Here is a 12,064-nt window from a genome sequence, read left to right as displayed (position 1 = left end):
TGGCTTGAGGTAGCGGAGGGGTAGGAATCGATTCTGAAGAAACGAAGTGTTCGCCTTTATCTCCGGATTTTTCCCTTGGAGAAGGGGATCGAAAAAATCCGGAGATAACAGCGATCGAAAGAACGATCCGAACCCGAAGCGGCCACCCAAGCCTTAGTACAAACACTGATGTTTAACCACAGTCTCATCTTATATCATCTCATACGAATGGAGCGATCACAGTGGCGCAGGAAGAAGAAGTGCAGTACAACCATTACGGAATGCCAACCTACGATACGCGCAATCTGATCATACGCGACGACATTATGGGAAAGGCCAAAGAACTGGCAGATATGCTCGGAACGAGCGAAGAAGTAAGACAGTTTCAACAGGCAGAAGCCAAAATCCGAGATCATGAGCGCATTCAGCAATTGATCGCAACGATTAAGAAAAAACAAAAAGAAATCGTTGCTTTCGAAAGCTTCAACAACAGTGCCATGGTCAGCAAAATTGAACAGGAAATTGATGACTTGCAAAACGAACTGGACAGCATTCCGCTAGTAACCGAATTCCAGCAGAGTCAAAGTGACATCAATTATCTGCTTCAACTAGTCATCTCGGTGATTCGGGATACAGTATCCGAGAAAGTCAATGTCGAAGCTGGAACGGATTCACCTCCGACCAGCTGCGGTTAAATGAACGGAAGGGTGCGGACGCAGTCCGCGCCTTTTTTGACATCATAGAGAGCAATGAACTCCGAATGAAGCAACAAAAAAGACATCTAGAGTGAGTTAAACAACGTATGGAATAGAAGGAGAAATGAAACATGAGTATTTTGGACAAAATGGTGGAAGACGGCGATGGCCGATTCTGGGGATTTCTCGGGTGCCGGTACATCAAGGGCAACAAACAAGAAGTCCAAATTGCGCTGACCGCAGGAGAGAATCATACCAACTCGATGGGCATAATTCATGGTGGTGTGTTGACCTCATTGATGGATCAGGCGATGGGTATGGTCGCGACAGCTGCCATGGAGGTGGATAGTTGTGTCACGACTAACCTTAATGTACATTTTCTGGCGCCGATGAGTCAGGGCGAATTAATTGTAACGTCAACCGTGTTGCATCAAGCTGGGCGTAGCATCACGACCCAATCTGAGGTTCGCGATTCCTCAGGAACGCTGGGATGTATGGCTACAGCGACGTTCCGTGTGGCGAAATCGAGAGCCTGATAACGGAAACTGGAATCCACAGTTGACAAAAATTATTATTATGTCATAATGAGATTATCAAAATGAATATAGTCGGTGGTGCCCATGAGCGAAAACAACAAACACGTTAACACTGAATCAGCAAACGATGAACTGGAAGCACGTAATTATAGTTCCAAAAAATATCGTACCCCCGACGGGGTTCCTGCAGATATCGTCATGTTCACCTTGACGAAGCGGGAGCGCAAAACGGTAACGAAAACCCTCCCGATTCGGGAGTTGAAGGTTATGTTAATTAAACGCAAGGGCTGGCCTTTTGCCGGAAGATGGGCATTGCCTGGTGGATTTTGCCAAGAAAATGAGTCCATTTACGGTGCGGCGAAGCGCGAACTGATGGAGGAGACCGGTGTAGACGGCGGACATCTCGAATATCTAAACGTCTATAGTCAGCCCGGACGTGATCCCAGAGGTTGGATTATCTCTCATGCCTTCTTTGCACTTGTAGAGGAATGGATGCTTGAACACAGGCAGGCAGCAGATGATGCGGAAGATGTAGGGTTGTTTACGATCCAGGAGGCACTGGAAGAACTGGAACTTGCCTTTGATCACAGAACGATCATCGAAGATGCATACAGACGAATTCAGCAACAGATGCTGGAGACAACGATTGCGAGACAGTTTCTGCCGCGTGATTTTACGTTAAGTGAATTATATCAGGTCATCCAGAGTGTTGTACCCGATTTCGAAGAGCCTAATTTTATTCGTAAAATAACATCTACACGCAGCCGTAAAGGGATTGTCGAGGAAGTGCGTGACGATGAGGGCAATCTGGTCAGCTCCAATCAGTACTCCCAGCGTCCGGCACAGCTGTATCGATTCACTGAACTAGTGCCGCGTTTATCGATCTATACGTAAAAAGCTTGTGATGCATTCAACCATATTCAAACCAAGGGAGTGTGGACGATGAAAGCATTGATTGTTATTGATTTTACACAAGATTTTGTTACGGGAGCATTGCCTGTGGGGCAGCCGGCCGTAGAGATTCAGGAAACGGTAGCGGCGATTACCAAGGCGTATCTCGATAATAAAGATGAAGTGATTATGGCAGTAGATTTACATGAAAAAAATGACCCTTATCATCCGGAAACCGTACTTTTCCCGCCTCATAACATCCGTGATACTGAGGGAAGAAAGCTATATGGTCGTCTTGCCGAAGTAATGGAGAAGCATGCGAATGAAATTCGGTGGATGGATAAAACGAGATATAGCGCGTTCTGCGGAACAGACCTGGAGCTGAAGCTGCGCGAACGAGGCATAACGGATATTGCGTTAATCGGGGTATGTACAGATATATGTGTATTACATACCGCTGTGGATGCCTATAACAAAGGATTCCATATTACGATCTATGAGGACGCTGTAGCCAGTTTTAACCCTGCAGGGCATGAATGGGCACTTGGGCACTTTCGTTCCAGTATGGGGGCACAGGTGGTTAAGGCAAGTGAAACGATTTTGGACTGATTCGCCACCGAACATTGCGGTGTAATCAGCTTTAAGCTCGTATTTTCAGGAATGATCTGAGAAACGAGCGGAAGTCAGAGAGGATGAGACAAATGCAGACAACAAGCCTGGCTTTACATACGGATAAATATCAGATCAACATGATGTATGCGCACTGGGTGAATGGTACACACAAACGGAAGGCGGTATTTGAAGCCTACTTCCGTAAGCTTCCTTTTGGCAACGGTTATGCCGTATTTGCCGGATTGGAGCGCATTGTGAATTATATTAGCCAGCTACGTTTCACCATGGAAGATATCAAGTTTTTATCCAAACAACCAGAGAATTATGATCCGGTCTTTTTGGAGGAATTGCTTCAGTTCTCTTTCCAGGGAACGATTCATTCCATGAAGGAGGGTGCAATTGTTTTTCCTGACGAACCGCTCATTCGGGTTGAAGGCTGTATTCTGGAAACGCAGTTGGTGGAAACGGCCATACTTAACTTCATGAATTATCAGACACTGATTGCAACGAAAGCATCTCGTATTAAGCAGGTGGCACAGCAAGATACATTGCTTGAGTTCGGAACACGCCGTGCACAAGAAGCAGATGCCGCAATTTGGGGGGCTCGTGCTTCATATGTAGCCGGTTTCCATGCGACATCCAATATGCTGGCTGGTGAACAGTTTGGCATTCCGACAGCAGGCACACACGCACATTCCTGGGTGCAGAGCTTTATGACGGAACAGGAGGCATTTGATGCGTATGCAAGAGTGCTACCGGATCAGGTGACGCTTCTCGTGGATACGTTTGATACGCTGAATAGCGGCGTGCCTCATGCGATCAAAACAGCCAAGTGGCTGGAGAGTCAAGGCAAAAAGATGAATGCTATTCGTCTGGATAGCGGCGACCTTGCCTATCTTTCGATTCAGGCCCGTCAGATGTTGGATGAAGCCGGACTGGACTATGTGAAAATCGTAGCTTCGAATGATCTCGATGAAAATACGATCTTTAACTTGAAAGCTCAAGGTGCACGGATCGACACATGGGGTGTCGGCACACAGTTGATTACAGCATCAGATCAGCCTTCTTTGGGTGGAGTCTACAAGCTGGTAGAGCGTGAGGTTAACGGCGAAATGTTGCCAACGCTTAAAATATCGGCCAATCCCGAGAAGGTGTCTACACCGGGTAAAAAAGAAGTCTTCCGCATCATTGATCCGAAGCATGGCAAAGCTATTGCGGATTATATCTGCTATCCAGATGAGGAGCAGCCGCTTCAGGGAGGACCGCTCAAGCTGTTCAACCCGCTACATCCTTATCTGAAAAAAACGGTGACCCGTTATGAAGCAGTTAACATGCTGGAGCCGATTTTTGTGAATGGACGTAAAGTGTATGACCTGCCTACGCTCGATGAAATACGCGCGTATCATAAGGAGCAGTTGAACCTTTTCTGGCCGGAGTACCAACGGAAGCTGAACCCGGAGATTTACCGCGTGAACATCAGCCCGGCCGCATGGAATATGAAGCAAAAGTTGATTGCTGAGCATGTGAAATCAACGGAAGAGTAATGTTTCATAGCTGTATGTGAGAATCAGGAAGGCATAACCGGTAGGTATTACTGGCTTATGCCTTTTTGATATGATGAAACGATGGTAATTTTAATTAACAGGTGTGAAGTTTCATAGAAGAATGCCGGAGGAAGATATACACTCTCTGAATAAGCAATAATTGTGAAGCGACTTTGGTATAGCCATCTCATGCATTGCATCACCTATTCCAAGGTTTATCCCAAGTAAGATCATATCATTATTTCTCGGGAAAGCGCAGGAAACGCCAAATGCCGCCACATTTCGAAAGTTACTTCGTCAGGAGGGGGATGCCTTAGGAGAACAGTTGACCAGGAATGAAAACCAAGACTGTTTCAAACCGATGTCAGCAGGGGATGAAAGGTAGAGGAGGGCTGGCTGATGAGATATATGTTTGGACTACTATGGGTTGCATTTATAGCTTATGCACTGTTTATGGCGCCGGGGAACTCCCCCGCGAATGATCCGATATTCAAAGAATTACTCACATTGCAGAGCAGGGAGCCATGGCTACTGACGGTGTTCTCATGGTTGGGCATTTTTCCGGCTGTGTATGCATGTATTCTACTTCGAAAATCAATGACAGCATCGAAGAGGCAGCGGATGCCAGCATGGCCGTTTGTCTTGTTTTCTTTTGGGCTTGGAGCATTTGCATTATTGCCCTATTTTGCGTTGATTTCACCTTTCCCAACAGACGTACATGATCCGGAGTCATCTGTTAAACAGTCGAAACGAGGTGTCTCGCGAGTGGCCTCGCATAAGCTGACCCATCTGATTCTGTTGTTGCTTACACTAGGGTCGGCACTTTATGCGTTGATCGAAGGCAATTCCGAACGCTTCGTGGACGCATTTTATCAATCCTCGTTTGTACATATCATGACGATTGATTTCATAGTACTGACGTTACTGTCTACGTATGCTATCTGTCGCGATGCCAGAGTGAACGGACGAACAACAAACTGGGCGTGGGCAGGATTACTGCCGCTTGCAGGACCATTATTATATCTGCTCTTGGAACGAAAATAAGGAGATGAGACCGATGAAAGAACAATTTCAGGCTTATGTGATACGTAAGGATGATCAGAAAGGGGTTACAGCCAAACTTGAGCAGTTGAAAAAAGAAGACCTTCCTAACGGGGATGTGACCGTACAGGTACACTATTCCAGTGTGAATTATAAGGACGGATTAGCATCTCTTGAAAAAGGAGGTGTCATACGGAATTATCCCATGGTACCTGGAATCGATATGGCCGGGACGGTAGATGAATCTGTGAGTGGACGTTTTGCACCTGGGGATCGGGTCATTAGTACGGGATTTGAACCCGGGGTCTCCCATTACGGGGGATATAGTGAATATGCTCGTCTTCGTAGTGAGTGGTTAGTGCCTCTCCCGCAAGGGCTGAGTGAAAAAGAAGCGATGGCTATTGGAACGGCAGGGTTTACTGCTGGACTCTCGGTAGACGCCTTGTTACAAGCGGGGGTAACGCCGGAAATAGGGAAAATACTAGTTACCGGCGCTACGGGGGGCGTTGGCAGTATGGCGATAGCTATCCTTGCGAAGCTTGGTTTTGAAGTGACGGCAAGCACAGGTAAAAAGCAGCAAGAAGAGGAACTGCTTCGCAATTTGGGGGCTTCCGAAGTCATTTCACGTGAAGAAGCGGATGCCCCAATCAAGGGAGCCATGGGCAAACAGCAATGGGCGGGCATCGTTGATCCAACTGCGGGGCCAGCACTGGCGGAGCGATTGAAACAGGTACAGTATGGTGGAGCTGTTGCTGTATCCGGGTTGACTGGGGGCAACGGATTTGAATCAACTGTTTTTCCATTTATTTTGCGTGGCATCCAGTTGATTGGTATTGATTCAGTGTATTGTCCCATGGAACGTCGAGAACGTATCTGGAACAAGCTGGGCGGTGAATGGAAGCCAGACCGTGCACTTGCGCTTGGGGTTCAGGAGATTACGCTAGATCAGTTGCCGCATACATTAGAGAACATATTACTGGGCGGTGCAGTTGGGCGTACCGTTGTACGTGTCTCCTCTGAATAATGTGCTTACTTGGAATAAAATGTGTATCTCCTAGACATGCTAATCCTACCTGAGAGAGTCACAGGTACCGTGACTCATGGAAAGGAAGGATAGACATGCTGTTAAAGGAGAAAAATCCGAACCTGATGGGGCGGAATGTAAAACGATTTTTGATGTTAAGTGGCTTGGTAATCCTTAGCCTAATATCTCTCGCAGCTTGCACATCTTCATCTATTGAGCAGGAACGGAAGCTCTATACAGGGGAAGCAACAACGGAAGGGAATTTCAGAGCCAAGCAACAAGGTCACGGCTTAAACGGTACGTTAGCAAGAGAAATGACAACCGGTTTTGCTGCCAAACATATTAAGCTGATGAACAATATGTTCGAGGATGATGCTGATGGTGGCATGTCATATATGTATTTATTGAATGGTAGCGCAAGACATATCGTGAAAGTACACATTTATCGTGATGCGAAAATCCGTGCAGCAAGAATGGAAGAAATGTATGGGGAACCTAAAGAAAATGCCGTTCTGGAGAATGTAATGGGCAGAACAATGATTCGTAGCAAAGGGCATGTATCGTTGGTTTATACGGCTTCCGGCGGAGAGAAGGATGTGTATGCACAGGACGTCCTACAAGTATTTGAAGATGTGCTGCAACAAATAAAAGAGTAGTGACTTACAAACTGTCCAAGTGGAAAAAACAAACCCGTCTGATGATTCAGACGGGTTTATATATTTCGCGCATGACATGGCGCAGTTCAGGCAAAATAATGCGTTCCATGGCAAGTTTGACGGCCCCGCGAGAGCCTGGCATTGAAAATACAGCTGTACGTCCGATAGTTCCGGCAACAGCCCGACTGAGAATAGCTGCTGAACCAATATCTTCGGTATAACTTAAGTAACGGAAGATTTCACCAAAACCGGGCAGTTCTTTGTCCAGAAGAGAAGATACAGCCTCGTATGTAGTATCCCTTGGAGCAATACCGGTACCTCCGCTTAACAGTACGGCTTCGATATCATCCCGTACAACAGCGTCTTGCAGAATCGTCTGAATCCGTTCTGTCTCGTCAGGTGTAATGATATACTCCACAACCTGATAGCCAGCTTGGTGCAACAACTCATGCATAAGTTGACCGCTCGCATCGGTTTCTTTGGTACGTGTGTCCGAAACGGTAACAACCATACAGGCCACCGTTTGTGGAGCTTCCTGACGGTGCTGTTCAACTGAATTGGTCATTGAAATCCTCCTCAAATAAACATGTCCTCATAGCATAGACTATTCATGTTAATCAGGCAATGAAGTTTTCTTCAACAGAACAGGCGTATTGCACAACAATTGGAGGATAGTGTACACTCGCTTAATAGAGTCAGACTAAGGATAGAGATGGGCAGAGAGGTGTGTAATGATGAGTATCATCAATGAAAAAAAACCAAGTATTCCTGTATATATTTTGTCCGGTTTTTTGGGCAGTGGTAAAACGACATTGCTTGTAAAGCTCATAGAACACTGGAAACAGCAACAACTGCGCCCAGCCGTGGTGATGAATGAACTGGGTGAAGTGAATCTGGATGGTCAGATCGTAGATGAGGAAGTGCCCATGACGGAAATGTTGGGCGGATGCATCTGCTGTACTGTACGAGGAGATCTCGGGCTGCAGCTGGCGGACCTCGTTCAAGAAGAGTCACCCGATGTTATCGTAATCGAGGCAACGGGTGCAGCGAATCCGATGGAAATTTTGGATGCGGTGACGGAAACATCTCTTTATATGCGTTTGGAGCTGAAAAGTTTGATCACCGTAGTGGATGCAGCTCATCTGTCAGGCCTGTATCAGGAGCAAAAGGGAAAAACCTTCAAATTAATGCAAGAACAAATTCGTTGTGCTTCGGTGTTACTTTTGAATAAAACCGACCGGGTTCAAGAGCAGCAACTGCAGGACTTGGAAGAGCTTTTGAATAAATGGAATGGCTTTGCCCCCGTGATTCCAACGGTCAAATGTGAAGTGTCTATGGAGCAATTGCTTCATAGTGGTGCCGACGTTCACATTCATCAATCCAATATAGCAGGCGATGCAGCGAAAAATGCAGCAGAGACTCATGTGCATACAGATGCTTGCCGTACTCATGGATGCAATCATGGACATGATCACACGGATCAACGTGACAGCAACCATTCAAGCGACCATGGCGAGCATTCTGTCAAGCCACATACATCACATGAACATGTTATGGTATACACACATTATTTCAGTCAACCTGTGAATAGCGAAGCATTCGAACGATTTGTGGCTAGCTTGCCGCGTGACGTATATCGGGCAAAGGGAATCCTTTCGTTTAGCGATACCGCAAGCCGCTTCTGGTTTCAGTATGCCTATCGTGAATCAGATTACATGAAGATCACACCTCAAGGAGATGTGCCGAATGTAGCTGTGTTTATCGGGGAGCATTTTGATCAAACTGCCATCCGTGAACAATTACTGGAATTGGAAGCGGTAAAACAAGACTAGGATAATGGTTCAAAGTTCCTCCCTGGTGGGTATTAAGAAGCATAGCAAACTTTGCCTGGGAGGTAACTTTAAATGACACAACAACAATACCAACAATGTATCGATGCTTGCCTGGAGTGTATGAATGCTTGCAACGTATGTTACATATCGAGTCTGAAAGAATATGATTTAGCGATGCTTCGTGACTGTATTCGTATGAACCGGGAATGTGCTGATATCTGTGCATTTGCAGCGCAAGCCATGACACGTGGAAGTGATTTCATCGGTGAAATCTGTGAATTGTGTGTCAAAGCATGTGAAGCCTGTGCAGCGGAATGTGGTAAACATGCACATGATCATTGTCAGGATTGCGCTGAAGCTTGCCGTAGATGTGCCGAAGCTTGCCGTTTAATGGTCGCAGTTGCTTAAACTATCTATGTAATCAATTTAAAATAACAGGGTTGCTAATCCATACCAGGATATGTATAATGATCTGAAATGATCGAAACAGCAATATCCGTGATCGGGAGAGTAGCCCAGATTCAGGCCATGACAGCGAGCCGGGACAGGTGTAAGCCGGTATGTGATGAACTGTGTGAAGCGCACCCGTGAGATGGTTATCCGAAGCCATGTATAGGCTCCATTTGGAGTTCGTTGTATATGGATTTGAGGGTAATCCGGCATGCAACCGTTATTTGCACCGAGCGGATCGGTTACACCTTCTTGCAGCATGCTGTAATACAGGTTACCGTTCACTTAGAGTGGTACCGCGGGAACTGTAAACACAGCTCTCGTCTCTTATTTGAAGAGACGAGAGCTTTTTTGCGTTTATTTTAAGGCATATATCATGCAGAGAAGGAGTGTTAGATGTGTTATTGAAGCAGGCTGCAACTCAGATTGCCCCGTTAACCGGGCTCACACCAGAAGAAGTATTGAGATTATTGGAAGTCCCGCCGCAGGAGGAGATGGGGGATGCTGCATTTCCCTGTTTTACGTTAGCCAAGTCGCTAAGAAAGGCACCGGTCGTTATTGCTGGAGAAATTGCCGTTGCATTACAGACCGAGGGTATGGATGCTACAGCAGCAGGTCCTTATGTGAACATTCGTTTTGACCGGAATGTCTTGGCGCCCCAATTGCTCGAAGAAGTGGGTAGCGAGACATTTGGTAAACTGCAGCTCGGGCAAGGAGCGCGTGTTGTCATTGATATGTCCTCACCTAACATCGCGAAACCTTTTGGCATTGGGCATTTGCGTTCCACTGTCATTGGTGCAGCGTTGTATCGTTTATATAACGAAGCGGGTTATACCTCGATAAGTGTGAATCACCTAGGGGACTGGGGGACGCAGTTTGGCAAGCAAATCACGGCATATAAGCGGTGGGGAAACGAAGAGATGTTACAAGCAGATCCAATTCGTAATTCTCTTGAACTATATGTTCGTTTTCATGATGAAGCAGAGAAAGATCCTTCTCTAGAGACCGAAGCACGGGAATGGTTCCGTAAGCTGGAGCAGGGGGATGAAGAAGCGAAGCGTCTATGGACTTTCTTCGTAAACGTGAGTATGCAGGAGTTTAACCGGATGTATGAACGCTTGAATGTGGATTTTGACCGTACGCTCGGTGAGAGCTTTTATAATGACAAGATGGGTGCCGTTGTGGAGGAACTTCGAGGCAAAGGACTGCTGGAGGAAAGTGACGGTGCGCTCGTTGTTCGGCTGGATGAAGAGAATATGCCACCATGTCTGATCATTAAAAAAGATGGAACGACGATCTACCCAACCCGGGATTTGGCAACAGCAATCTATCGTCATGATGTGATGCAGGCAGATAAGTTGTTGTACGTCGTTGGTGGAGAGCAGAGCCTTCACTTCCGTCAAGTATTTACGGTATTGTCAAAGATGGAGTATGACTGGGCAGATCATTGTGAGCATATTCCGTTTGGTCTAATGCGTTTCGAGGGGCGGAAGATGTCTACACGCCGGGGGAAGGTTGTTTTTTTACAGGAAGTACTGGATGAAGCTGTCGCTCGTGCCTTGCAAATTATTCAGGAAAAAAATCCGAATCTGGAGCAGGCTGAGCAGGTAGCCGAAGCCGTTGGTGTAGGGGCGATTATCTTTGGTGATCTGCGCAACAATCGCATGAATAACATTGATTTTTCGCTGGAGGATGCGGTAAGTTTTGAAGGAGAGACTGGCCCTTATGTGCAATATACTCATGCACGAATTCAAAGTGTGCTTGCCAAAGCCGCTAATGTGTCACGTGATGAACAGGAAATGGATTCGGACACGGATCAGATGAATAACCCTCCTGTAGCAATTGTCGGCGATACCTCTTGGGTGTTGCTGAAATTGCTGAGTGACTATCCGGCTTATCTGGAAAAAGCAGTGCTTCGCAACGAACCATCCGTGATTGCTAAATACACGATAGACGTTGCTCAAGCCTTTAATCGGTTTTATCATGCTGAACGAATTGCGGATGCACCGTCAGGTGTCAAGGCTTTTCGGGTGAAACTGGCCGAGCACACCGCGAAACGTCTGGCGTACAACTTGTCTTTATTGGGCGTACGCGCTCCCGAGCAGATGTGATCTAAGTTCAGATTACGAAAACAGGAGGGAATCCGAAGTTATGCGCTGGCTTTTCCGGCAACTTGAATGTTGTTTGCAGTTTCGTTACGATAGAGACATAATAAACAGCCAAGGTGCACGGATAGAAAGGAGCGCTCGCATATGCATAACACGGATTTCCAGAATGATTTCATGCTGGACAGCGAACACTCCAAGGAATTGTTTGCCTATTACGGCTTGGCCGTATATTATGGACAGGCGCTGGAACAGCAACTGGTTAATCTTATTTTGTTAACTAAAATGTCACAAGGCAAGGTGGTAACTGAGGAGGAACTAGAGGAGCTGTACGAGCGGAAGATGAGTAGTTCACTGGGGCAACTTATTCATGAAGCACGGCATCATTTTACGTTTTCCGAAGAAGAAATAAGCAGTCTGAATGAATTATGGCAGCAACGAAATCGGATTGTGCATCATTATTTCAAAGAGCGCATTCATGAAACCTTCAGTCCGGAAGGTCGGACACGTATGATTAAGGAATTGCAAGATTTTAAAGAACGTGCACAGGAACTGGAGCTCGTACTCCAGCAATATATAGGTGCCTGGATGGCAGCATTGGGACTAAAGGATGAGTCTGCGGCAGCATGGGTTGCTCTGGAACGAATGCATGCGGCGAGATTTCAGGAACGTGGGCCAGATGAGGAATTATGAGTGACA

The 12,064-nt window shown here is 46.5% G+C and carries 13 protein-coding genes and 1 other annotated feature; of the genes, 12 read left to right on the top strand and 1 reads right to left on the bottom strand.

Going from position 1 to position 12,064, the window contains the following annotated elements; genetic code table 11:
- Positions 1-260 precede the first annotated feature (260 nt).
- The 8 genes from J2T16_RS06460 (at position 261) to J2T16_RS06425 (ending at position 6,978) form a co-directional block, all read left to right on the top strand.
- Positions 261-674, top strand: a complete 414-nt coding sequence (locus tag J2T16_RS06460; protein ID WP_090921137.1) for a YlbF/YmcA family competence regulator — start codon at positions 261-263, stop codon at positions 672-674.
- Between the two features lie 131 nt (positions 675-805).
- On the top strand, positions 806-1,210 hold the full coding sequence (locus J2T16_RS06455) for a PaaI family thioesterase (RefSeq protein WP_090921104.1): 405 nt from the start codon (positions 806-808) through the stop codon (positions 1,208-1,210).
- Positions 1,211-1,294: 84 nt separating this feature from the next.
- The gene (locus J2T16_RS06450) at positions 1,295-2,104 is read left to right on the top strand and encodes an NUDIX hydrolase (protein ID WP_090921102.1); all 810 of its coding nucleotides are present in this window, start codon (positions 1,295-1,297) and stop codon (positions 2,102-2,104) included.
- 48 nt (positions 2,105-2,152) lie between these two features.
- Positions 2,153-2,710, top strand: a complete 558-nt coding sequence (locus J2T16_RS06445) for a cysteine hydrolase family protein (RefSeq protein WP_336122390.1) — start codon at positions 2,153-2,155, stop codon at positions 2,708-2,710.
- A gap of 92 nt (positions 2,711-2,802) precedes the next feature.
- The gene (locus J2T16_RS06440) at positions 2,803-4,257 is read left to right on the top strand and encodes a nicotinate phosphoribosyltransferase (protein WP_090921098.1); all 1,455 of its coding nucleotides are present in this window, start codon (positions 2,803-2,805) and stop codon (positions 4,255-4,257) included.
- A 399-nt stretch (positions 4,258-4,656) separates the two neighbouring features.
- Positions 4,657-5,301, top strand: a complete 645-nt coding sequence (locus tag J2T16_RS06435; RefSeq protein ID WP_336122391.1) for a hypothetical protein — start codon at positions 4,657-4,659, stop codon at positions 5,299-5,301.
- Positions 5,302-5,314: 13 nt separating this feature from the next.
- Positions 5,315-6,322, top strand: coding sequence for an oxidoreductase (locus J2T16_RS06430; RefSeq protein ID WP_336122392.1), 1,008 nt, complete (start codon positions 5,315-5,317; stop codon positions 6,320-6,322).
- Positions 6,323-6,417: 95 nt separating this feature from the next.
- Complete coding sequence (locus tag J2T16_RS06425; protein ID WP_336122393.1) at positions 6,418-6,978, top strand: hypothetical protein; 561 nt, start codon at positions 6,418-6,420, stop codon at positions 6,976-6,978.
- 46 nt (positions 6,979-7,024) lie between these two features.
- On the opposite strand, the gene J2T16_RS06420 is transcribed toward J2T16_RS06425, so the two are convergent.
- Positions 7,025-7,543, bottom strand: a complete 519-nt coding sequence (locus J2T16_RS06420) for a MogA/MoaB family molybdenum cofactor biosynthesis protein (RefSeq protein ID WP_418792741.1) — start codon at positions 7,541-7,543, stop codon at positions 7,025-7,027.
- Between the two features lie 169 nt (positions 7,544-7,712).
- Here J2T16_RS06420 and J2T16_RS06415 point away from each other — a divergent pair, with 169 nt between their 5' ends.
- The 4 genes from J2T16_RS06415 (at position 7,713) to J2T16_RS06400 (ending at position 12,058) form a co-directional block, all read left to right on the top strand.
- Entirely contained in the window at positions 7,713-8,810 is a 1,098-nt protein-coding gene (locus J2T16_RS06415) for a CobW family GTP-binding protein (protein ID WP_499017983.1), read from the top strand.
- Between the two features lie 72 nt (positions 8,811-8,882).
- Positions 8,883-9,218 (top strand): four-helix bundle copper-binding protein, encoded by a 336-nt coding sequence (locus J2T16_RS06410; protein ID WP_336122395.1) that lies wholly within the window; start codon positions 8,883-8,885, stop codon positions 9,216-9,218.
- 81 nt (positions 9,219-9,299) lie between these two features.
- Positions 9,300-9,591, top strand: a binding site (T-box leader).
- A gap of 67 nt (positions 9,592-9,658) precedes the next feature.
- Positions 9,659-11,371 carry an arginine--tRNA ligase gene (gene argS / locus J2T16_RS06405; RefSeq protein ID WP_221791110.1) on the top strand — a complete coding sequence of 571 codons (1,713 nt, stop codon included), beginning with the start codon at positions 9,659-9,661 and terminating at the stop codon, positions 11,369-11,371.
- A gap of 141 nt (positions 11,372-11,512) precedes the next feature.
- Entirely contained in the window at positions 11,513-12,058 is a 546-nt protein-coding gene (locus J2T16_RS06400) for a hypothetical protein (protein WP_154958924.1), read from the top strand.
- Positions 12,059-12,064 lie beyond the last annotated feature (6 nt).

The sequence above is a fragment of the Paenibacillus intestini genome (genome assembly GCF_030803945.1).
Classification (GTDB): domain Bacteria; phylum Bacillota; class Bacilli; order Paenibacillales; family Paenibacillaceae; genus Paenibacillus; species Paenibacillus polysaccharolyticus.
Note: the sequence above shows the minus strand (reverse complement) of the source record. Positions and strands in the feature narration are given on the sequence as shown.